The organism is Anaerobacillus sp. 63XJN7_4_ISO-PGPR-S23-413 (assembly GCF_056173725.1).
The window spans coordinates 1827751-1849699 of sequence record NZ_CM149688.1 but is presented as its reverse complement, the minus strand read 5'-3'; the positions used below and the strand labels follow the sequence as shown (position 1 = coordinate 1849699).

Genomic DNA, 21949 nt, shown 5'->3' with positions numbered 1-21949 from the left:
ATTAAGCCTCCTCGCCTTTTAAGAAATAAACGGTATCAAGCTTAACCTTATCCGCAACTGCTAAAATGTCCTCTTTGGTTACAGCTTCGACTCCGTCGAGCCACTCCTCAATGGTGCGTAGCTTTTGAGAAACGACACCATGGTAAAGAAGTTCCACCATGCCCTTCGCATCATCGACGGTTTCAAGAAGCTGATTACGAATCATTGTTTTCGTTTGCTTCATTTCTTCTTCATTAAATTCGCCATTTCTCATCGCTGTAAGCTGTTCTTTAATGATATCAACCGTTTTCTTATAGTTTTTAAATTCAATTCCTGACATCACGATAATTAAACCTTTGTGGCTTTCATAACGTGAAGCTGCATAATAAGCGAGACTTTCTTTCTCACGCACGTTTCGGAACAGCTTAGAATGCGAGAAACCGCCAAACATACCGTTAAACACTTGAAGAGCAAAATATTCATCGTCAGCATACCCAACGCCTGAACGAAAGCCCATGTGAAGCTTTCCTTGCTTAATTTCCTGTGTTTCTAAAATTTCTTTCTCTTCTACATCAAGTGACGCTTTTTGTGTCGCCTCAGAGCCACGATCTGTCCGTTCTTTAAAAGGAAATAGTTCCTTAACGACCTCTTCAGCATGAACTCCCTCTAAATTGCCAACTAAATAAAGATCAATCTCATCTTCAGCACACACTTTTTTGTAGAAATCATAAAGAGATTTAGCCGTTACGCGATCGACTTCTTCTTTCTCCCCATATACATGAAGTCCAAACGCTTCGTTTGGAAACATTTCTTGCGTAAGTCTCATATTAGCAAAACGCATCTTATCATCATAAATAGACTGAATGCGCTGTTTCATCGTACGCTTTTCTTTATCCACAATAGAAGAATCAAAACTAGTTCCATCCGTTTTTGGATTCATGATTACTTCTGAAAGGAGAGAAAGAGCTTTTTTGAACAAAGGTTCATCTTCCGAAAGGAACTTCTCATTCGCAAAATCCATCCGGAACGTCATAATATGAAAATCGCCCTTCTTAGCAAGATCCACACCAAGCGTTGCACCATAAAGCTTCTCAAGCTCAGTCCTCACCGCTTTAGACGAAGGATAATTCTCCGTCCCGCTTTGCAACACATGAGGCAAAAGAGCCCTCTCCGTTACCGTCTCTTCAGTCAAACGCGCCTTAAATTGAACCACTACCGTTGTTGTTTTATATTTATCCGTTTGTATCCTATGTAGCGTCAAACCGCCGCACGAGGTTTTCTCATGAGGGATAATAGCCATTGACCTCACTCCTTTTTAAAATCCATTAACTACCATCAGAGGAAACTGAAACTTACCCCCTTTATACCATAGTATGTGTAATAGTGTAAGCAATTAGTACTTTTTAAAAGAAAAGCGAAGACGAGCGTTTAGAAACGGAGATATTGGAGCTCTTGAACTAGAACACGCTTTTTGTGTTCTGGTGAAAGAGTGAAATATCGCAGTTTCTGCGAGTCGTAGCTGGATCAAGAAAAGCGGAAGTGAGCGGTTAGACACGACAGGCACTGGAGCTCTATAAATTGAACACGGTCTTTGTGTTCGAGTTATAGGGCGAAGTGACCAAGTGTCTGCTCACTGCAGCTAGACACGAAAAGCGAAGACGAGCGTTTAGAAACGAAGATATTGGAGCTCTTGAACTAGAACACGCTTTTTGTGTTCATTTTTATGGCTGAAGCGATCGAGAGGCTGGGCGATGCAGCTAGGAACGTTTAAAAACAAAGATTAAAATCCTAGAACCATCTCCCCCCCCCCCAAAAAACTACTCATACGAAAAAGCTCTTCGTTTTCACGAAGAGCTTCGCCCCGACGTTATCGCTTTCCTTTCTCATACGGCTCGCCAATCGCTTTTGGCGCATCCGCTCGTCCAACTAGACCTGCAAGGGCAAGAATAGTTAAAACATAAGGAGAGATTAGAAGATAAACTTCTGGAATTTCTTTTAAACCAGGAATCTGCTGTCCAGTAATACTGAGCGACTGAGCAAGACCGAAGAAAAGGGCTGCTCCCATTGCGCCAAGCGGATGCCACTTCCCAAAGATCATAGCAGCAAGTGCCATAAAACCTTGTCCAGAAATCGTTGCGTGGCTAAAGTTACCGGCAATCGATGTCGCATAAACTGCACCACCAAGACCAGCAAACCCACCACTTAGCATAACCGCTACATAGCGCATTTTTGTCACGTTGATTCCCATCGTATCAGCAGCCATCGGGTGCTCCCCAACAGAGCGAAGACGAAGACCAAACGGCGTTTTATAGAGAACCCACCATACGACGAATGCTAGCACGATCGCAATGTATGACGTATAATACGCACTTGAGAAAAACAATGGTCCAATAAACGGAATGTCACTTAAGAAAGGCACATCCGTTTTATAAATACGTTCCTGAATAATTGGCGTTTGACCAGCGTCAAAGATTTTCTTCACAAGGAAGATTGCAAGACCAGCAGCTAGGAAGTTAAGGGCTACGCCACTTACAACCTGATCAGCTTTAAGCGAAATACTTGCAACAGCATGAAGCAAGGAGAACAGCATTCCAACGATAATCGCTACAACAAGTGAAAACCAAGGTGAAGCTGCCCCCATTCCCCACTGTTCGCCTAGAATTGTAAATAACGCACCCGTGAAAGCCCCCATTAACATTAAGCCTTCTAGTCCAATGTTAACAACACCTGACCGTTCACTGAATACTCCACCAAGAGCAGTGAAAATCAGGGGAGCTGCTGAAAAAATAGCGGCAGGAATAATGAGCTGAAGAATCTGCATAAAATCCATTAAATTTTCCCCCTTTTGCTCACCCTGTTGCTGATCCAGTGAATCAAGTAACTGGATGCGACAAAGAAAATAATCATCGCAATCACGATTTCAACTAACTGTGTTGGTACCTGTGCCACAGACTGCATGTTGAGAGCTCCAATTTTCAGTCCGCCAAATAACGCTGAAGCAAGAACAACACCTAGTGCACCATTTGCACCAAGAAGCGCAACTGCGATTCCGTCAAATCCAACTCCTGTAAAGTCAGCCATAACGGTCATATAGCCGTATGTGCCAAGCCCTTCCATTGCCCCAGCTGCTCCTGCAAAAGCTCCGGAGATAACCATAGAAAGGACAATGTTGCGTTGAACATTAATTCCTGCATATTCTGAAGCATATTTATTAAAACCAACCGAGCGAAGTTCGTACCCTGTCGTCGTTTTCCAAAGAAGGAACCACATAATAATTGCTCCGATAATCGCCACTACAAAACCATAATGAAGACGTGAAAAATCCGTAATCGATTCTAGTAACGGAGATTGCAACGAAGCCGATGCATTTATTTGATCCGTTCGCTCGCCAGGAGCAAGTAAATACGTACGAATAATCGCGTTCACAACATGAAGGGCTACATAGTTCATCATGATCGTCGTAATAACTTCATGTACGTGATATTTTGCTTTCAAGAAACCAGGTACAAATGCCCAGAGAGCTCCGGCAAGACCTGCCGCTAAAATAGCGAGTGGAATGTGAACAATAGGACTTAGTCCTTCAAATTGTAAACCAATATAAACCGATGCAAGCCACCCAACTAATAGTTGGCCTTCTACTCCGATATTAAACAGCCCTGTACGGAAAGCAAACGCAACCGCTAGACCAGACAAAATAAGCGGCGTCATTTGCCGAACGGTTTCACCCATTACATACGTATTGGAGAATATCCCGTTAAACAATGCTGCGTAAGCAACAATCGGGTTGTATCCACTAACAAGCATAATAATACCGCCAACGAGTAATCCTAGAGCTACTGAAAGCAACGGCACTGTAATGCCAGACCATTTCCCTTTTAATAACTTCATGAAGTCTCACCAGCCTTTTTGCTCTTTGCACCAGCCATCAAAAGTCCAAGCTCTTGCTCAGTTGTTTCTTCTGGCTTGACGATCGCCACTATTTTCCCTTCATAAATAACCGCAATACGGTCACTCACATTCATAATTTCTTCAAGTTCGAAGGAAATAAGAAGAACTGCTTTTCCATTGTCACGTTCTTCTACTAATTTAGAGTGAATAAATTCAATCGCACCTACATCAAGTCCACGTGTAGGCTGTGCCGCAATCAATAGATTAGGACTTCGATCGATTTCACGTGCGATAATGGCCTTCTGCTGGTTCCCACCAGAAAGCGCACGAGCAGGCGTCATCTCACTTGGGGTCCGCACATCATACTCTTTAATTAATGATTTCGCCTTATCCATAATGGTTGAAAGATTTAAAATGCCATTTCTAGAGAAGGGTCTTTTATAATAGGTCTGAAGAACCATATTTTCGCCAATCGAAAAATCTAACACAAGCCCATGCTTATGCCTATCCTGTGGAATATGAGCAATACCGCTTTCCGTTACACGACGCGGTTTCCAATTTGTTATGTTTTTTCCGCTAAGATTGATACTTCCAGATTTTGATCTACGTAATCCTGTAATCGACTCAATTAATTCTGATTGTCCATTACCATCTACTCCTGCAATCCCGACAATTTCTCCTGCACGGACAGTTAAGTTCATACCGTTTACAACTGGTACTTTACGTGCATCTTCTACTACAAGGTTACTGATCTCAAGCGTTGCATTAGAAGGCTCTGAAGGCTTTTTCTGAATTGAAAAATTTACTTCACGTCCGACCATCATAGAAGCTAATTCATCCTGATTCGTATTCGCAACATCAACAGTACCGATCCCGACACCTCGACGAATAACAGTACAACGATCACTTACTTCCATAATTTCTTTCAGTTTGTGTGTAATCAGAATGATTGATTTCCCTTCAGAAATCAGCTTTTTCATAATTGTGATAAGTTCTTTAATCTCCTGAGGAGTTAACACTGCAGTAGGCTCGTCAAAAATTAAGATGTCTGCTCCACGGTATAGCGTTTTTAGAATTTCCACACGCTGCTGCATACCTACGGATATTTCTTCAATCTTCGCATTTGGATCGACTGCAAGACCATATTGCTTTGAAATAGCTTCTACATCTTTAGCAGCCTGCTTTAGATTAACCTGACCTTTAGCAGTTGGCTCATTCCCAAGAATAATATTCTCCGTTACGGTAAATTTTTCAACAAGCATAAAGTGCTGGTGAACCATTCCAATTCCGAGTTCATTCGCTACATTTGGATCTGTAATATTAACCTTCTTACCGCGAACGTGTATTTCGCCTTTTTCAGGCTGATAAAGACCAAACAAAACATTCATCAAGGTTGATTTCCCTGCGCCATTTTCACCAAGAAGGGCATGGATTTCCCCTTTTCTTAGCTGTAACGTAATATTGTCATTTGCCACAATCCCAGGAAATTCTTTACGGATATTTCTCATTTCAATGACGTATTCCATGTAGATGCCACTCCCTTATCCAAAGCATGAAACAAAGGCTAGTCTATGAAAATACTAGCCTTCGTCCCATATTTGGCTATAATGTAGGTGAGATTTCTAGAAATCCATCACGCTCAGAAAACGTAATGGACGATCTCTTATAGAGAGCTTTCGAATTCTTTGTACTCATCGTCAGTACTTGGAACTTCCAATTCGCCGCTCTGAATTTTCTCTTTATACTCTTCTACTTTTTGTAGTGCTTCTTCAGATACATTTTCTTGTGATTCAGCAATACCTACGCCATCTTCTTCAAGACCAAACTCTGTAACTTTTCCTCCTGGGAAGTCGCCGTCCATTGTTTGCTTGGAAACTTCAATAACAGCTGTATCCACACGCTTCACCATAGAAGTTAGCGTTACGTTCTCAGGCATTCCTTCTTCATGCTGATCACGGTCAACACCGATAACCCAAACTTTTTCACCGTTTTTCGCACGGTTCTTCGCTTCAGTGAATACGCCATTTCCTGTTCCGCCAGCAGCATGATAAATGATATCCGCGCCTTTATCATAAAGAGTACCTGCAATAGCCTGTCCTACTTCTGCTGCGTTGAAATCATCCGCATATTGTGTGAAGATCTCAGCATCAGGATTAACGGATTTCACTCCGGCTTTAAATCCACTCTCAAACTTCTTGATTAATTCAGAATCAACTCCACCGATAAAACCAACTTTGTCAGTTTCAGATTGCATTCCAGCGATAACTCCTACTAAGAATGAACCCTGGTGCTCTTTGAAAGTAATACTTGCTACGTTCTCCATTGGCTCGCCATCTTCCGTTACAGCTACACTATCAACAAGAGCAAGCTGAGAATCTGGCTTTTGTGTTGCAATTGTTTGAATATCTTGTTGCATAAGGAATCCGATTCCGAAGATCAAATTATAATCTTCACGAATTAAGCCTGAAAGGTTTGGTTGGTAGTCACTTGCTGCAGTTGACTGAACATATTTAAAACCTTTGTCTTTCTCAAGTCCATTATCTTTTCCAAACTGCTGAAGACCTTCCCAAGCAGATTGGTTAAATGATTTATCATCCACACCGCCTGTATCAGTTACCATCGCAACTTTAAAGTCGCTGCTTTCGCCTTCACTGCCTCCGCCGCCAGAACTTTCATTATTCGTATCTCCCGTTCCACAAGCTGACAAAAGCGTACCTGCAGCTAATACAGCTGACAACATAAATCCGTACTTCTTCTTCATCTTAATCCCCCTAATGTTTTTTAAACGCCGCCCGCTCTCTCTTCTCTCTATCGAGCTATGCTTTGTTTGGTCGCGTTTTCATTGCCCAATAAAAAATAATATGCATGAGAAACGGCTCTGAAACACGCATGAAATATTTTTGAAAAAATAGTCATATTTCGACAATAACTATACCATTTTCAAGGAGATAAAGGAATAGTTTTTTGAAAAAAAGCCCGATTACCAATATTTAAAATGATAGAATTTCTAACACAAATGGCCAATTCTTTTCGTTTTTCTCATTCCGATTTGTCGTCACTAGGATAAAAACACATAAAAAAGAAGCACAACCCTTAACTGGATTGTGCTTCTTCCCCTTTACTAACGAGAACTTCACGAGGTTTACTGCCCTCATAAGGTCCTACGATACCTCGAGCTTCCATAGCATCGATTAATCTTGCTGCTCGGGTGTAACCTATTCGAAATCGTCGTTGTAGCATTGATACCGAAGCTGTTTGCATCTCGGTTATCAATTGAACAGCGTCATCATATAAATCATCATCTACTTCCGGCTGAGCTTCCTCAGGCTTATCTGTTGGTATCATTTCTTCCTGATACTGAGCTTTTTGCTGGGCAATGACAAAGTCAACGAGTTCTTCTACTTCCTCATCAGATAAGAAGGCACCCTGAACTCGTTTGGGTTTATTCGCCCCTACAGGAAGGAATAGCATATCCCCTTTACCTAGCAATTTCTCTGCTCCACCCATATCAAGAATTGTTCTTGAGTCTGTCATGGACGAAACGCTAAAGGCAATACGGGATGGAATATTAGCTTTAATCACCCCTGTGATAACGTCAACTGACGGACGCTGTGTCGCAATGATTAAATGTATTCCCGCTGCTCGTGCCATCTGTGCGAGTCTTGTAATCGCATCCTCTACATCGCTTGACGCTACCATCATTAAATCAGCTAGCTCATCCACAATAACAACAATATACGGTAGTGAAGGCTGCTTCGCCTCTGACGTTTCATTATGACGCTTAATATGATTGTTATACCCTTCGATATTCCGCGTACCAGTATGTGAGAATAGCTCATAACGACGCTCCATTTCACTCACAACCTTTTTCAAAGCCTGTGAAGCTTTCTTCGGATCCGTTACGACTGGTGCTAGAAGATGAGGTATACCATTGTATACGTTAAGTTCAACCATCTTAGGATCAATCATCATCATTTTAACTTCATGAGGCTTGGCCTTCATCATAATGCTTGCAATAATACCGTTGATACACACACTTTTACCGCTTCCTGTTGCTCCTGCAACTAGTAGATGGGGCATCTTAGATAAATCGGAAACAACTGCTTCACCTGAAATATCTCTTCCGAAACCAATAGATACTTTCGATTCGTGCGATTGGTATTCTTTTGATTCCAATACTTCCCTCAATGTAACCATCGCGACTTCAGAATTCGGTACTTCGATCCCTATCGCAGATTTACCTGGGATCGGTGCTTCAATACGTAGGTCCCGTGCAGCAAGAGCTAGTGCCAGGTCATCTGTTAAGTTTACAATTTTACTTACTTTCACACCTGTATCAGGATATACCTCATATTTCGTTACCGCTGGACCAAGATGAACCTTCATTACTTTGGCTTTTACACCAAAGCTCTCAAACGTCTTTTCTAATTTACGAGCGTTTGCGGAAATTTGCTGACGTTCATTATCCTGCGACACCTTCTTTGGAGGCTGCAGTAAAGATAAAGATGGAAGACGATAATCTTTGTTTTCTAGCTCGCCAACTGTTAGCGACTGAATTGGGGTTCCATCTGCTGCTTCCTTAACAGGTTCACCATCTTTACTTTCTTCTGTCTCTTTCTCCACAGGCGTTTCTGACTGTGTTGGATATGCACTTTCAGTAAAGGTTCGAATCTCAGGCTCAAATGGCGCCTCTTCTTCTGATTCATCCTTACTTGTTTGAGAGACGTCATACGTTTCCTCAGGCTCCATGGATGCTTCTTGTTCTCTTAATGCAGCCCGCTGTTCTCTCTTTTCTCTTCTTGAATTTTTACTTTCTGATAGAAGTGATTTCGCTTCATCATATGTGTTTAATACAAAACCTTTAATCCAAGCAAGGGCTTTACCTAGTACATCACTAAACGATTTACCCGTAATCAAGACAAAAGATAGTAAAATCAATAGAAAGGCCATTAGCTGCGTTCCTGTTGCATCAAAAAGTCTGTAGCAAAAGGCGAAGAGAAGCGCACCGATCATGCCCCCGCCAAGCGGGCTAGTTTCTGATGGATCGCTAACGTCCATTCGGAAGAGTTCATATGTATTAGCAATAACCGATGGACTATCCCATTGGCCCTGACGAGAAAGTGTTTCAAATAAGCCGACGTGACTTAATAACAGAAATGAAATGCCTAGTAAATAAAATCCTGCTAATCTTCTTGTCCAAAAGGCTGGGAGCTTCCTCTTCACAATTAAATAACCTGCGAATATCACAAGGCCTGCGATAATTAGTCCATACCATTCGCCTGCAAAAAAGCGAAACATATGGTAAATCGCTCGTCCAACTACTCCCATTTTCAAAACACCTAAAACGGTAAAAGCCAGAACCGTTAAACCGATAAATTCAACTTTGACTTGGGATTGCCAGGCGGCCTGTTTCTTTGTTGTCTTTTTTCTTTTTCGTTTTGCCATTATCTCACCTCTATACAAGCCATAGCTGGTGAAAAAAGCAGCCATTTCAGGCTGCTTTTTGTTCACCAATCTATTCCTAGTATACCACATCTTCCCGTGGTCCTATAGGCTCTATTTCAGTGGAGAAGTGGATAGCGTTAACATTTGACCAGGCTGTGTTGCATCATTGAGATAGTCCATGGGATCTGTGCTAAGTACCTGCACTACCCTACACTCTGTCAGAGACGTTCGCTCGACAAGAAGTTGGACTCCGTTCCATTCGATGATCTTCTGCTGCTCATAAACACTCTGATCAGGAGGGAATACTGCTTCATTTGGTAGGATGGTATAAAGAATCATTGGACAAGATCTCCTTCCTGCTCTCCCTTATATTCCTCCATTAATTCATTTAGCTTCTTCATTGCTGGACCAACAGCCCCAACTTCATCGATCAAACCATAGCTCACAGCATCTTCACCCACTACGTTTGTTCCGATATCTCTCGTTAAATTTCCTCTTGAAAACATAAGCTCTTTAAACTTATCTTCTGTAATATTTGAGTGCCTTGTCACAAAACTAACAACTCGCTCCTGCATTTTATCGAGATATTCAAACGTTTGCGGCACGCCGATAACAAGACCTGTTAGTCGAACAGGATGAATCGTCATTGTTGCCGTTTCTGCGACAAACGAATAATTTGCAGCAACCGCTATTGGCACTCCAATTGAATGTCCACCACCAAGGACAATCGAAACAGAAGGTTTCGAAAGGGAAGCAATCATTTCAGATATAGCAAGTCCTGCTTCTACGTCTCCCCCTACTGTATTAAGAAGGATCAGCACACCTTCAATCTTAGGGTTTTGTTCGATTGCCACAATTTGTGGAATAAGATGCTCATATTTTGTTGTTTTATTTTGTGGTGGCAGCTGCACATGTCCTTCAATTTGTCCGATGATAGTTAAACAATGAATATTAGATTGATCCATCGTTGGCACGTTTGTTTGGCCAAGCTGCTGAATTTTATCAACTAGCGAAGATTTTGATTGGTCGTCTTTTTTTGGTTCAGGATCCTGACCTGGGTTTTCATTGCGATATTCACTGTTCATACTGGTACCCCTTCCTTACTCTGGTACTAGTAGTATGAACGAGAGGCGATTTTACCATTCATGAGATAGTCTGAAAAAAACGAACTTAAAAGTGCTTACTCTTAAAAAAAGGTTCTAAATCAAATGTTGGGGTAGGAGATTCATCTCCTACTCCTTATCCTAGTTGAAAATGACGAATTTTTTTGTACTGATGATGTAAAAGGATCTTTCTTCGTAAGCGGTCATATCGCTTAAAACCAAAGGCATTTCGCTTAATGACCTTCGTTTGATTGTTTAAACCCTCGATAAAACCATTATTATAGTTCAAGGCAAAACTATTCAGGACTTCTGGTTGCCAGTTCTTAAGTGTTTGAACGGCTTGTCTGAACTCCTTCATATTCGCTGCTTCAACCGTTTTGTAGTAATTATACAGAGACTGTTTAACTTGGTTAGGATTCTCTTGACCGATTCGTTTCGCTTCCTCAAACCAGCTTCGAAACGCTTCTTTTAACTCGTAAGCCTTTCGTAATTCCTCGGATAATCCAAGGTAACGGTCCAGATACCACTTTTGTTTCTCACTCAACTGCTCATATCGCTTGTAAAAAACATGCTTCATTCGCTTGCACTTTTTACGGTCATAATCATGGAAATTCTGTTGAACTCTTCTTCGTACACGCTCTAATGCCCAATAGATGTAGCGACAAAAATGAAAGCGATCAGCCACGATGATTGGCTTTCCTAGTGCCTTTTGAACAGCTGACTTGAAGGCATAGCTCATGTCCATGATCACCACTTCAACTCGCGACCCCTTCTTGCGAAGATAGTCCTTTACGGTCTCAATGGAGCGATTAGGAAGGATATCCAAAGGCTGCTTTGTATCTCCATCCGCAATGACAACTTGATATTTTCCTTCATCGGTATCTCCTTTATATTCATCAATAGCGATGACACGAGGAAGATCACTCACTTCTTGAAGCGTTGGTGCGGCGACTTCATCAAACCGCCTTATCGCAGTTGAATGCGACGTACGAAATTGGGCTGCGGTATCCTTGAAATTCTTCCCCTGTACCACGCGTAATCCCAGGGCCTGATTCCATTCCTTTGAGTGACGCTGATAGCGATTGACGATCGAATTCCTTTCAGCGAATCGTTTCCCACAGGCACACACATAACGGCGCTTGCGATAAAACAAAAAAGCCGTTCGCTCAAATACTTTAAGGTGTTGTACTTTCTGAGTCCGATAATCATGAACACGTACAGTCCATTCTTCACATTGGGGGCACTGGTGCGCCTTCTTTGGCACTTCAATATGAACATGATACTGGCCATTAATGGCTTCCATTTTCGATACCATCACTTCTTCTAATCCGGGTAAATTCATGTTAAAATGCACGTACACGCAACTCCAATCTTTTTCTTGTTTCTCGTCAATTCAAGTTTAAAAGATATAGGAGCTTGCGTGTATTTTTGTGCTTCATTTTCTTAAACCCCAACAAATATTATAGAGCCTAAAAAAAATCCGTGCAAAAAAAAAACGGATGCATAAGCATCCGTTCTAACATTATTTATTAAGCGCAGCGGCTAGTGATGAGCGCTCCTCTGCTGTTAGAGGAATCATCGGTAGACGTACACTTCCTACATCCATACCCTTTAGCTGAAGAGCTGTTTTAACAGGGGATGGGCTTGGTGCTTTAAAGAGCTCATTCATAATTGGCAGGATTTTTTGATGAACCGCTGCCGCTTCCTTAACTTCCCCAGATTGATAAGCTGAGATCATCTGTTGCATTTCATTCCCAAGAACGTGTGACGCAACAGAAATAACGCCATCACCACCGATAGAAAGAATCGGTAAAGTTAAGCCGTCATCTCCACTATAAACAGAGAAAGACTCTTCTGTGCGCGTAATAATATCTGTAATTTGGTCAAGATCTCCACTTGCTTCTTTAACAGAAACAATGTTGTTGATCTTAGAAAGCTCAACAATTGTGTCTGCCGTCATATTCACAACAGAACGACCAGGAATGTTATAAATCATTACTGGAAGCTTTGTTGATTCTGCGATCGCTTTGAAATGCTCATAAAGACCTTTTTGACCAGGCTTGCTGTAATAAGGGGCTACGATCATAATCGCATCCACGCCTGCAGCTTCTGCCTTTTTTGTTAACTCGATCGATGCGTGCGTGTTATTACTGCCTGTTCCTGCAATAATCGGTACGCGGCCATCAGCGATTTTAACAGAATGCTTAAAGAGCGCCACTTTTTCTTCTGAAGAAAGCGTTGGCGATTCGCCAGTTGTACCCGCTACAACAAGACCTTCTGTTCCATTATTAATTAAATAGTTGACCAATTGCTCTGTCTTCGCAAAATCCACGTACCCTTTGCGATCGAAAGGGGTGACCATTGCGGTTAGTACTTTTCCAAAATTCATTTCTTTCACTCCTTGCCTATCACTTAAAGCTGATCCATCATCTGTTCCATTTCTTGCCCCGGCTCCAGATGAAGATAAAACGTTTCGTGCAGCGCATTAACTGCTGCTGAAAGGTCAGTCTGTCTCACAAGAACCCAAATCGTTGTATGAGAATCAGCTGACTGTAAAATATCAATGTTTTCTCGCGCAAGTGATTCCACAATCTTTGCTGTTACGCCAGGAACACCACTCATTCCAGCTCCAACTGCAGATACTTTCGCACAATTCTCGATGACTTCAGGCTCGTAGCCCATTTCATTTAGCGTTGCAACGGCTCTGTCGGTCATTTCCTCCATAACCGTATAAACAACACCCGTTAAGCTGATGTTGATGAAATCAACGCTGATCCCCTCACGCGCCATAGCTTTAAAAACGCGTGACTGAAGATCATATTGTCCTTCTTTCGCATACACTTTAATTTGGGTTACGCCGTTTACATGAGCTATACCCGTAATTAAACGATCTATCACCTGTTCACCAGTCGTTTTTCCTGTAGCAGACGTGACGAGCGTACCTGTCGAAGAAGAATAAGTTGACCTAATTCGGAGCGGTATCTTCGCCTGCATAGCAATTTCAACTGCGCGAGGGTGAATAACCTTCGCACCTTGATAAGCCATATTACAAACTTCGTTATATGTCACGATGGAGAGAGGACGTGCTTTCTCAACAATTCTTGGATCAGCTGTCATAATACCTTCTACATCCGTAAAGATGTCTACCCATTCAGCTGAAAGGGCAGCACCAAGCGCAGCTGCTGACGTATCGCTTCCACCTCGACCAAGAGTCGTTACATCGCCGTCTTTTGTGACGCCCTGGAAGCCTGTCACAACGACAACATCCATCATTTTCAGCTCTTCCAGTAGTCTTTCTGACTTCATTTCAAGAATTCTTGCTTTGCTATGCTCAGCCGTTGTCATGAAACCTGCCTGACCTCCGGTGTAAGCTGTGGCTCTCAATCCTTCGCCTAAGAGGAGATTTGAGAATATGACAGAAGAAATACTCTCACCACAAGATACAAGTAGATCATATTCTCTTGAAGTGACCTTCCGTTCTCGATCGCCAATGAGGCCAAGAAGAGTGTCAGTCGCGTATGGATCACCTTTACGACCCATTGCTGAAACGACGACGACAACTTTATATCCATCGCTCACTGCATCTTTAATATGGTTTACAGCTCTCAGTCTGCCGTCTTCACTTTTCAATGAAGTACCGCCAAACTTCTGCACGATGACTTTCATTTAGAACACCTTCTTATGTCTATTTCAATATATTTAGGGCTGCAAGGCTTTCAGCAATTTGAACAGAATTCCACGCTGCCCCCTTCAGTAGATTATCAGAGACAATCCACATATGGAAGCCATTTTTTTGATTTAGATCTTTTCGAATACGACCGACAAAAACGTCCGATTTCCCAACAGCATCAACGGGCATCGGATAAACCTGGTTTGCAGGGTCGTCTTTGAGCGTTACACCTGGTGCGTTACTCAATAGTTCTTTCATATCTTCTACTGTTACATCATCATGACCAATTTCAACATAGACTGATTCAGCATGACCTGTTTCAATTGGTAGTCGCACACAAGTAGCTGCAACATGAAGCTCTGCATCATGCATGATTTTCTTCGTTTCATTTATCATTTTCATTTCTTCATAAGTAAACCCGTTGTCTTCAAATACATCGATTTGTGGGATGGCATTGAAAGCGATCGGATAGTGCTGTTTATCACCTTTAACAGGCAAAATTTGTGGCTCGTAGTCCTCACCATTTAGCACCGCTTTAGACTGCTCTTTCATTTCAGTAACCGCATTTGCGCCTGCACCTGAAACAGCTTGATAAGTAGAAACAATAATTTTAGTAAGGCCATATGTTTGTTTCAGCGGCTCAAGAGCTGCGACCATTTGAATGGTTGAGCAGTTTGGGTTCGCAATAATCCCTTTGTGATCATTCAAATCCCCTTCGTTCACTTCTGGTACAACAAGAGGTACTTCTGGATCCATACGGAATGCACTTGTGTTATCTACAACAATCGCTCCGTGTTTAACTGCTTCTGGAGCAAGAGCTTTTGATACACTGCCACCAGCGCTAAATAACGCAAGCTGAACCCCTTCAAATGCTTCAGGAGTGGCTTCTTTCACCGTTACTTCCTGACCCTTAAACGTTACTTTTTTACCAGCAGAACGTGATGATGAAAGGAGCGTTAAGGTCGATATCGGAAAATCTCTTTCCTCTAGTGTTTTGATCATTTGTTGTCCGACTGCGCCTGTTGCTCCAACTACTGCTACATGATATTTTTTCCCGCTCATGACTTATTCTCCTCCCATATTCCATTCAAAATCCATCACAACAGAAGGAGAAACCGAGGTTTCTCCCCATTCCTGGTGATTTTATTCTCTATTCTATCATAAACCTATCTTAAAGAAAGATAAATCAATTGGCTAATCCAAATACCTTTCGATTAAAACCGGCTGAAGCTGTCTGCCAAGAAGTGCTTTTTCAACAGTTTCCCTTAAAGATGGCATCCGTGCAACGAGTGAATTTGGTTTTTTAACTGGATCATCTTGACCAAATGGAATGAAATAAATATTCTTCGTCGACATTAATCTTAAGATATTTGTACCATTTAATCCTAGCCCATCGTTAGTAGAAATGCCTAACACAACTGGTTTTTCATTACGCAAAGTTGCTTTTGCCCCCATCAATACAGGAGACTCTGTCATCGCATTCGCAAATTTACTAATAGAATTCCCTGTTATTGGAGCGATAACCATACAATCAAGTGGTGTTTTGGGACCAAATGGCTCAGCCTTTACGATCGAATTAACTGCTTCATTACCTGTTATTTCCTCAATACGAGCGATCCAGTTTTCTCCATCGCCAAAGCGAGTATTTGTATTCATGACCGTATGTGAAACAAATGGCGTCACCTTAGCACCTAGTTGAACAAGTTCTTCTATTTGTGGAACGACCGCATCATACGTACAGTGGGAACCAGTTAATCCAAAACCAATGTGCATACCTTTCAAACTCATGGAGTGTTCTCCTTTCCATTCTGAGACCGCTCAATTAACAGCTGTGTCAGAACATTAGCGATGATTTTTCCGGCCGTTTTTGGAGCCACAATACCAGGCAGGCCTGGCGCAAGAAGAGCTTTAATTCCTCTTTTTTCGGCGTATCGAAAATCAGTACCTCCGGGCTTAGAAGCAAGGTCAATCACGAGCGTATGAGACGGCATTTTAGCAATAACTTGAGATGTGACGATTTGTGCTGGGATTGTATTAATACATACATCTAAATGGGATACTTGGTTCACGAGATCAGATAAATGAAACGGTTTTAATCCCATCTCCGCAATTCTCGCGATATGCTCTGGTTTTCTAGCCCCAACACTAACATTTGCCCCTAATGCATTAAATGTTCTGGCAACTGACATCCCGACTCGACCAAGACCTAGAACCGCAATATTTGATTGATGAATGGTAATATCCGTATGCTGAATAACCATCATAACAGTACCTTCAACAGTCGGAATAGAATTATAAATGGCCACATCATCTCGTTCGAATAAGCGAACTAACGTTCTGGATGCTTCAGCCACCATCTCATTTAGACAGCTATTACTGATTCCGCTATATACCGTACAATGGGCTGGCGTTTGTTTAAGTTGATCTGCTGTTAACACTACTTTTTCATTTGAGAAGATCGTTTCAACTTCTCCTTCGATCGTTGTTCCACTGACTGGAAGGACAATTGCATCAAGGGTCGTTAGCTTCACTTCATCCAATGTGCATTTCGTTGCACCTGTAAAGCCATGATCAAGCTGATCGAATCCGATTAAATATAAATCGGCATTCAATTCGGTTAACTTTCGAATAATTTCAAGCTGGCGGGCATCACCGCCAATAACAGCGATATGTTGATTCGTTAGCATCGTTCCTCCCCTTTCCTTTTCCACGTCTTACTACGGGGATTATTGTAATTTCTCAACATTCTATGTGGTGTATGCCCGCTTGGTGAATCAAGAGGTGTACCAGTTTTAACCCTTTTGATGATTTTGCAAAATGATCATATCTCTTCCAATCGTTTCTATGTGCTCCCATGGAATCGTAATTTCTTGTTCTTTGCGTTTTAACCCCATCCACGACGATTTCGGAATGATCAATTCTTTTAATAACCCTGTTTTCTCATCAAACAATAGATCAGTTTGCCCAAGCACACCAAGCTTCCGCCCTTTTTCTATATCGATAAGCTCCTTACCGCTAAGCTGACTTAATCTCATCATATGTCCCCCTTTAAACAAATTGATGAAAGTCCTATCGTAAACCACTATCTAATAATACGTTCACGTTATATACCATAGTCTATGAGTAGTTTATTAAAGGAAGACATGAAAAAACCCGCCTTATAATTCGACGGGTAAGCGTCCTTAGGATTTCATACCACCTGGTAATTGACCGTTTGGACTAATAAGCGAGCATGAAAATTCATCAGTAAACATCGAATGGATCATACTGTTTACGTTCTCATGATTAACGCTCTCAATATTCGTAATAATGTCATCGAGTGAACGATGTTGGTTTAATAGCAATTCATTCTTACCATTTCGGCTCATACGGCTGTTTGTACTTTCAAGACTGAGCATCAAGTTACCTTTTAGCTGCTCTTTGCAATTCTTCAACTCTTTCGTTGTAATGCCATCACGCTTAAATTCCGTTAAAGTCTTCTGGATAGTCTCATATAAGCGATCCAGCTGGTTTTGAGCTGTACCTGCATAGATCGTTAATAACCCGCTATCCTGATAAGCAGAATGATAAGAAAAGACTGAGTAAGCAAGTCCTTGATCTTCACGAACATCCTGGAAAAGACGACTGCTCATGCTTCCACCGAGCACATTGTTCATCACAATGAGACTATAAATATCATCTGTACCAAACGGAAGTCCAGCGTACCCAAGACATAAATGGGCTTGCTCCGTTTCCTTCTGGCGAGCGATTTGTCCTGAATGAAATTTCGGAGCGAGTACTTCAGGTTTTCCAGCAGGAGTTTCCCAGTGTTCAAATGCATTCTCTACTTTATGCATGAACGATTCATCAATATTTCCTGCAATCGAAACCACAATATTATCCGGTGTGTAATGAGTTTGCATGTAATCACGAAGCGTGTCACCTGAGAATCCTTTTAACGTCTCTTCTGTTCCAAGGATCGGCATCGCAAGCTCATGATCCCCATAACTTGCCTGACTCAGCATGTCATGGACAATATCATCTGGCGTATCTTCATACATTTTGATTTCTTCGTGTACAACATTCTTTTCTTTCGCAAGCTCTCCAGCTTCAAATGTTGAATGGAAAAACATATCAGTTAATACATCAAGAGCATAATCTGCGTGCTCATCAAGAACTTTTGCATAGTAACACGTGTACTCTTTTGATGTAAACGCATTAACTTGACCGCCAATGCTATCAAAGGATTCCGCAATATCTTTTGCACTGCGCTTATCCGTTCCTTTAAAAAACATATGTTCAAGGAAATGTGAAACGCCATTTAATTCTTTCGGTTCAAAACGAGAACCAGTTCCAATCCAAATTCCGATAGCAACTGAACGGACTGTTGGAATATTTTCTAGTACTACTCTGACACCATTTTTACAAGTTACTTTATTTATCAAACCTGTTCCTCCTGTATCGAGCCATTATGTTTCGTCATACTCCAAAAACACTATATCATTAATGAAGAAAGGACACAATTTTATCATCTTTTCTCAAGTCGTTTAGAATCTAACACTTGTGAAACTGTCCCAAGCTGGTATCCTCTCTTTTCTACGCCGCGAATTAACGCTTCAAGACTTTTTTCTGTCGGTTCTGTTGGATGCATGAGTATAAGAGCACCCGCGTGTACATTTTGGAGCACCCTCTCTGTCAGTACTTGTGGTGCAGGTTTTTTCCAGTCCACGGTATCAACAGACCAGAGCACTGTTTGCATTCCAAGCTGATCAGCAATTTGAACGGCGTTATTCGCGTAGCTTCCGCTTGGTGGTGCGAAAACGACAGGTTGTTTATCAATTGTTGCTTCAATAACTTGATTTGTATCTTCAAGCTCTTTACGGATAGCGGCGTCGCTTAGCTGTTTCAAATCAGGATGAGAATAGGCGTGATTTCCGATTTCATGTCCTTCTTCATCAAGCATACGAACGATATCAGGGTTTTTCTTCGCCCATGAGCCATCAAGAAAAAAAGTAGCATGAACACTATATTTCTTAAGCTGTTGCAACATATCAGGTAAATATTCCTCTCCCCAAGCGACGTTTATCATAAAGGCGACCATCGGCTTCTTAGGATTACCCTTATAGACTGCAGTGGGCTCAAGATCATTTAACTGAACATCAGGCTTCACTTCTTTTTTTACAAGTAGATTCTCATCAAACGCCTTCCCCTTCATTTTTTCATAGGAAGCTTCTGCATCAATTATCAGACCATTATAGCCTGGGATTCCTTTCCAAACACGATCAATTACAGCATTAATTGGAGGTATATCCATGCTTTCCTTCGCATCAGCAATCTCGTCATATAGTGGACTTCCATTCACGTTCAAGGTAGCTTGTTCTTTCAAATCACTTAAATACATTGATGTGTAGGGGTTCTGAAGTGAACCTGCTGCTACGCCTAAGATCATGATAAACACAATAAATTGGATCCAGGATTTCTTCATTCATCTGCCCCCTTTTGTAAAAAAGGTATGTTTGATGGGCAAGCTCTAGAACTTACGTGAAACAATTCGTTACCAAAAAACAAAGGTTTGCATTAGATGAAATCAACGCCGGTCACATTTATCCAAATGAAAGGAAACAGAATAAGCTAACAAAAATCAGCAAAAAAAAATGAATTCGGCCTCAGCCGAATTCATTAGCTCTTTTGACTTTGTTCTTCACGTTCACGCTGTTCTTTCAAAATCTCTTTACGAGAAAGGTTAACGCGTCCTTGCTTATCGATTTCTTTCACTTTAACCATGATTTCATCACCGATTGAAACAACGTCTTCTACTTTGTTTGTACGCTCTTCAGCTAGTTCAGAAATGTGAACCAGACCTTCTTTCCCAGCAAATAGCTCAACGAATGCTCCAAATTTCTCAACTCGTTTCACTTTACCAAGATAAGTTGTGCCTACTTCCACTTCTCTAACAAGATCTTCGATCATTTTCTTCGCTTTTGCGTTCATTTCTTGCTCAGTAGAAGAAATAAAGACCGAACCATCCTGCTCAATATCAATTTTTACGCCAGTTTCTTCAATGATCTTATTGATGATTTTACCGCTTGGTCCAATAACGTCGCGGATTTTATCTGGTTTAATTGACATTGTAAGAATCTTAGGTGCGTATGCAGAAAGCTCAGTACGAGGTTCGTTGATCGCACTCATCATGTTTTCAAGAATGGCGAGACGACCGTTTTTCGCCTGCTCAAGAGCCTGACGAAGGATGTCTTCGTTAATTCCAGAAATTTTAATATCCATTTGAAGAGCTGTTACACCTTGCTTTGTTCCAGCAACTTTAAAGTCCATGTCACCAAGAGCATCTTCCATGCCTTGAATATCTGTAAGAACTGTTACATCCTCGCCATCACTTACAAGTCCCATTGCAATACCTGCAACTGGTGCTTTAATCGGCACACCTGCATCCATCATCGCTAGCGTACTAGCACAAATACTTGCTTGTGAAGTAGAGCCATTTGATTCAAGAACTTCAGATACAAGACGAATCGTATATGGGAAATCCTTCTCAGTTGGAATAACCTTCTCAAGTGCACGCTCACCAAGGGCACCGTGACCAATCTCACGACGACCAGGTCCACGCATTGGTCCAGTTTCGCCGACGCTGTATTTCGGGAAGTTATAGTGATGCATGAATCGCTTAGATTCTTCTGTACCAAGACCATCGAGAATCTGAACGTCTCCTAGTGCACCAAGAGTACAAATGCTAAGTGCCTGGGTTTGTCCACGAGTAAACAATCCAGATCCGTGTGTTCTTGGTAGAATTCCTACTTCAGAATCAAGTGGACGAATCTCATCAACGCCACGACCATCAGGTCTTACTTTATCTTTTAGAATTAAACGACGAACTTCTTGCTTAACGAAGCTATTTAGAATTGATTTCACTTCATCGGCACTATACTCTTCGTTTTCTTCATATGCTTCAGTTGCACGCGTCATTACAGCATCAATTGCTTCCTGCCTAGCATGCTTTTCAATCACTTTTACAGCTTCTTTAATGTCAGATAAGTACTGTTCACTAAGAGCTGCTTCAAGCGTTTTATCTGCAGTCTTAAGAACAACTTCGCGCTTTTCTTTTCCAGTAGCTTCAATGATCTCTTCCTGGAATGAAATCAGGCGCTTAATTTCTTGGTGACCAAAAAGAATACCTTCAAGCATGATTTCTTCAGGAACTTCTTCAGCTCCAGCTTCAACCATGTTAATTGCATCTTTAGTACCTGCAACAGTTAGGTGAATATCACTCTGTTCAAGCTGCTCAACGTTAGGGTTTGCAATAAACTCCCCATCAACGCGTCCAACGATAACGCCAGCAATTGGACCATCAAATGGAAGATCACTAATTCCAAGCGCTAGAGATGAACCGAACATAGCTGCCATCTCAGAAGAGCAGTTTTGATCAACGCTCATCACTGTGCTGACAACTTGAACTTCATTACGGAAACCATCAGGGAATAATGGACGGATCGGGCGATCAATTAAACGACTAGCAAGAATCGCTTTTTCACTCGGACGTCCTTCACGCTTGATGAATCCTCCAGGAATTTTACCTACTGCATATAATCGTTCTTCATAATTAACCGTTAGTGGGAAAAACGGAAGGTCTTTCGGCTCTTTAGAGCCTGTAACCGTTGCTAGTACGGCTGTATCGCCGTAACGGATCAATGCTGCACCGCTCGCCTGTTTAGCCAGTTGACCAATTTCAACTGACAACTCGCGACCAGCCCAATCGATTGAAAACACTTGCTTATCTTGTGCCATTAATGTGAGAACTCCTCTCATCCAATAAAATCATTTCTTTTATTATACCCTAACCTTTTTGCTTCTAAAAAGAAAGGAAGAAATCTAT

At 41.7% G+C, this 21949-nt stretch carries 18 protein-coding genes; all 18 read right to left on the bottom strand.

Features of this window, described 5'->3' with window-relative positions; all coding sequences use genetic code 11:
• Nucleotide 1: 1 nt before the first annotated feature.
• The 18 genes from yfmF to AC0VYO_RS09885 all read right to left on the bottom strand — a co-directional run bounded on the left by yfmF (nucleotide 2) and on the right by AC0VYO_RS09885 (nucleotide 21861).
• On the bottom strand, nucleotides 2-1279 hold the full coding sequence (gene yfmF, locus AC0VYO_RS09970) for an EF-P 5-aminopentanol modification-associated protein YfmF (RefSeq protein ID WP_475367289.1): 1278 nt from the start codon (nucleotides 1277-1279) through the stop codon (nucleotides 2-4).
• Nucleotides 1280-1846: 567 nt separating this feature from the next.
• Complete coding sequence (locus tag AC0VYO_RS09965) at nucleotides 1847-2809, bottom strand: ABC transporter permease (RefSeq protein ID WP_194221448.1); 963 nt, start codon at nucleotides 2807-2809, stop codon at nucleotides 1847-1849.
• Nucleotides 2809-3867: an ABC transporter permease gene (locus AC0VYO_RS09960; protein ID WP_475367288.1), complete on the bottom strand. Its 1059-nt coding sequence runs from the start codon at nucleotides 3865-3867 to the stop codon at nucleotides 2809-2811. The genes AC0VYO_RS09965 and AC0VYO_RS09960 overlap by 1 nt, the downstream gene beginning before the upstream one ends.
• A complete protein-coding gene (locus tag AC0VYO_RS09955; protein ID WP_475367287.1) occupies nucleotides 3864-5393 on the bottom strand; it encodes an ABC transporter ATP-binding protein in 1530 nt (509 codons plus the stop codon). Before AC0VYO_RS09955 ends, AC0VYO_RS09960 begins: the two co-directional genes overlap by 4 nt.
• A gap of 137 nt (nucleotides 5394-5530) precedes the next feature.
• On the bottom strand, nucleotides 5531-6628 hold the full coding sequence (locus AC0VYO_RS09950) for a BMP family lipoprotein (protein WP_430242620.1): 1098 nt from the start codon (nucleotides 6626-6628) through the stop codon (nucleotides 5531-5533).
• A 332-nt stretch (nucleotides 6629-6960) separates the two neighbouring features.
• Nucleotides 6961-9312, bottom strand: coding sequence for an FtsK/SpoIIIE family DNA translocase (locus tag AC0VYO_RS09945; protein WP_475367285.1), 2352 nt, complete (start codon nucleotides 9310-9312; stop codon nucleotides 6961-6963).
• 111 nt (nucleotides 9313-9423) lie between these two features.
• Nucleotides 9424-9651 carry a YlzJ-like family protein gene (locus tag AC0VYO_RS09940; protein WP_194221444.1) on the bottom strand — a complete coding sequence of 76 codons (228 nt, stop codon included), beginning with the start codon at nucleotides 9649-9651 and terminating at the stop codon, nucleotides 9424-9426.
• Nucleotides 9648-10397: a ClpP family protease gene (locus tag AC0VYO_RS09935; protein WP_194221443.1), complete on the bottom strand. Its 750-nt coding sequence runs from the start codon at nucleotides 10395-10397 to the stop codon at nucleotides 9648-9650. Before AC0VYO_RS09935 ends, AC0VYO_RS09940 begins: the two co-directional genes overlap by 4 nt.
• Before the next feature lie 154 nt (nucleotides 10398-10551).
• A complete protein-coding gene (locus AC0VYO_RS09930) occupies nucleotides 10552-11775 on the bottom strand; it encodes an ISL3 family transposase (protein WP_475367286.1) in 1224 nt (407 codons plus the stop codon).
• A 162-nt stretch (nucleotides 11776-11937) separates the two neighbouring features.
• Nucleotides 11938-12804: a 4-hydroxy-tetrahydrodipicolinate synthase gene (gene dapA, locus AC0VYO_RS09925; RefSeq protein ID WP_475367284.1), complete on the bottom strand. Its 867-nt coding sequence runs from the start codon at nucleotides 12802-12804 to the stop codon at nucleotides 11938-11940.
• 23 nt (nucleotides 12805-12827) lie between these two features.
• Nucleotides 12828-14081: an aspartate kinase gene (gene dapG / locus AC0VYO_RS09920; RefSeq protein ID WP_194221441.1), complete on the bottom strand. Its 1254-nt coding sequence runs from the start codon at nucleotides 14079-14081 to the stop codon at nucleotides 12828-12830.
• Nucleotides 14082-14100: 19 nt separating this feature from the next.
• Complete coding sequence (gene asd, locus AC0VYO_RS09915) at nucleotides 14101-15147, bottom strand: aspartate-semialdehyde dehydrogenase (RefSeq protein ID WP_430242630.1); 1047 nt, start codon at nucleotides 15145-15147, stop codon at nucleotides 14101-14103.
• Nucleotides 15148-15279: 132 nt separating this feature from the next.
• Complete coding sequence (locus AC0VYO_RS09910) at nucleotides 15280-15873, bottom strand: dipicolinate synthase subunit B (protein WP_194221439.1); 594 nt, start codon at nucleotides 15871-15873, stop codon at nucleotides 15280-15282.
• Nucleotides 15870-16772 carry a dipicolinic acid synthetase subunit A gene (gene dpaA / locus AC0VYO_RS09905; protein ID WP_475367282.1) on the bottom strand — a complete coding sequence of 301 codons (903 nt, stop codon included), beginning with the start codon at nucleotides 16770-16772 and terminating at the stop codon, nucleotides 15870-15872. The genes AC0VYO_RS09910 and dpaA overlap by 4 nt, the downstream gene beginning before the upstream one ends.
• Nucleotides 16773-16877: 105 nt before the next feature.
• Nucleotides 16878-17120 carry a YlmC/YmxH family sporulation protein gene (locus AC0VYO_RS09900; protein ID WP_194221437.1) on the bottom strand — a complete coding sequence of 81 codons (243 nt, stop codon included), beginning with the start codon at nucleotides 17118-17120 and terminating at the stop codon, nucleotides 16878-16880.
• 147 nt (nucleotides 17121-17267) lie between these two features.
• Entirely contained in the window at nucleotides 17268-18509 is a 1242-nt protein-coding gene (locus AC0VYO_RS09895) for a M16 family metallopeptidase (protein ID WP_430242634.1), read from the bottom strand.
• A gap of 83 nt (nucleotides 18510-18592) precedes the next feature.
• Nucleotides 18593-19549 carry a polysaccharide deacetylase family protein gene (locus AC0VYO_RS09890; RefSeq protein ID WP_475367281.1) on the bottom strand — a complete coding sequence of 319 codons (957 nt, stop codon included), beginning with the start codon at nucleotides 19547-19549 and terminating at the stop codon, nucleotides 18593-18595.
• Nucleotides 19550-19743: 194 nt separating this feature from the next.
• Nucleotides 19744-21861 (bottom strand): polyribonucleotide nucleotidyltransferase, encoded by a 2118-nt coding sequence (locus tag AC0VYO_RS09885; RefSeq protein ID WP_303531297.1) that lies wholly within the window; start codon nucleotides 21859-21861, stop codon nucleotides 19744-19746.
• Nucleotides 21862-21949 lie beyond the last annotated feature (88 nt).